At 68.4% G+C, this 1524-nt stretch carries 1 protein-coding gene; it reads right to left on the bottom strand.

Annotation, left to right across the window (positions count from 1 at the left end; genetic code table 11):
- Positions 1 to 42: 42 nt before the first annotated feature.
- Positions 43 to 1281, bottom strand: coding sequence for an IS110 family transposase (locus ACFVXG_RS46105; protein WP_387936499.1), 1239 nt, complete (start codon positions 1279 to 1281; stop codon positions 43 to 45).
- Positions 1282 to 1524: the final 243 nt, after the last annotated feature.

The raw sequence follows: 1524 nt of genomic DNA, 5'->3' as shown, positions 1-1524 counted from the left end.
CCTCTGATACGAAAATCCCCCTCCCCTGGCCCTTCTTGAAGATCAGGCGACCTCGACGGATTGGAGAGTGACTTGGTAGCCGAGTTGGTTCAGCTGGCTCACCAGCCGTCGGGTCTGCCTGGTCTTGCCGGTGCGTTCGAGGAAGTGGTCGCCGCCGAGGTCGTGGTACTCGATGTCGTGGGTGAACATGTGCCAGGCGGCGATGAGGATCGAGTGCTCGACGGCGACCAGGGCCCGCTTCTTGCCGCGCCGGGAGGCGATGCGCTTGAAGCGGGCGGCCAGGTAGGTGCCCTTGGAGCGGGACGCCGAGGAGGCCACCTGCCCGAGGACGCCCTTGAGCCACGGGTCGCCGTGCCGGGTGCGGCCGGTGCTCTGCTTGCCGGCGGACTCATGGTTGCCGGGGCAGACACCGGCCCAGGAGGCCAGGTCGGCGGCGGTGGGGAAGCGGGTGATGTCCGCACCGATCTCGGCGAGGACGACCTCGGCGGAGCGGGTGCTCATCCCGGGAATGGTCACGAGGAGTTCGATCCGACGGCGAAAGGGCCGCACCTGCGCGTCGATCCGCTCGCTCAGGCGGGCCTCCATGGCCTTGCAGGCGTCGATGCGGTCCAGCATCGCGCGGACCATGAACGCGTGGTGGCCGGTGAAGCGGCCCCTCAGCGCCTCGGCGAGGATCTCGCGCTTGCCGCGCATGCTGCCCAGCGCCATCTCGGCGAGGACCAGCGGGTCGCGCTCGCCGGCGACCAGGGCTTCCAGCATGGCCCGGCCGGACTTGCCGACGATGTCGGAGACGACCGAGGAGAGCTTGATCCCGGCGTCCTCCAGCAGCTTCTCCAGGCGCTGGATCTCGCGGGTGCGCTCGCGCACGACCTCGGTGCGGTAGCGGGTGGTGTCCCGCAGCTCCCGGATCGGCTGCGGCGGCACGAACGAGGGGCGGACCAGGCCGTGCTCCATGAGCTTGGCGATCCACTCCGAGTCGGCGACGTCGGTCTTGCGGCCGGGCACGGCCTTCATGTGGCGGGCGTTGAGCAGCCAGCAGTCCATGGCGTCTTCGAGTACGTAGAACACCGGCTTCCAGTACACGCCGGTGGCCTCCATGCCGACCAGGGTCACACCCTGTTCGATCAGCCAGTCCTTCATGGCGAGCAGGTCGCGGGTCATCGTGGAGAAGACCCGTACCTCGCTCCGCCGCCGCTTGCCCGTGCCGGGCAGGCGCAGGCACACCTTCACGTCGGTCTTGCTGACATCGATCCCGGCGCACCGCTCGTGGATCACGTCCATCGTCTCGCCGTCCCCTCCAGGTCCAGGCCGCGCAGGCGGGACCGTCCGGGGGAGTCAGGCAGGCGGGAGACTCTGATACTCGTGCTCGAAGCAACACTTCCGGGTGCCTGTCGTTCGAACTCCCACCGTCCTACTGACCCACGGGCTCGGAAAGCGCCAAGAGGATACGACGTCAGCCGGACGGACCCACCCAGATTTTCACCCCGTTGGGGTGAGCCCGTAAGGGCTTCGGATTACTGACCC

The organism is Kitasatospora sp. NPDC058162, from assembly GCF_042884005.1.
GTDB lineage: Bacteria > Actinomycetota > Actinomycetes > Streptomycetales > Streptomycetaceae > Kitasatospora.
The sequence above is the reverse complement of the archived record's forward strand: the minus strand, read 5'-3'. Positions and strand labels throughout refer to the sequence as shown.

Coding starts and splice junctions, on each gene's coding strand:
- ACFVXG_RS46105 (WP_387936499.1), bottom strand. CDS start 1,281: ATGGACGTGATCCACGAGCGGTGCGCCGGGATCGATGTCAGCAAGACC.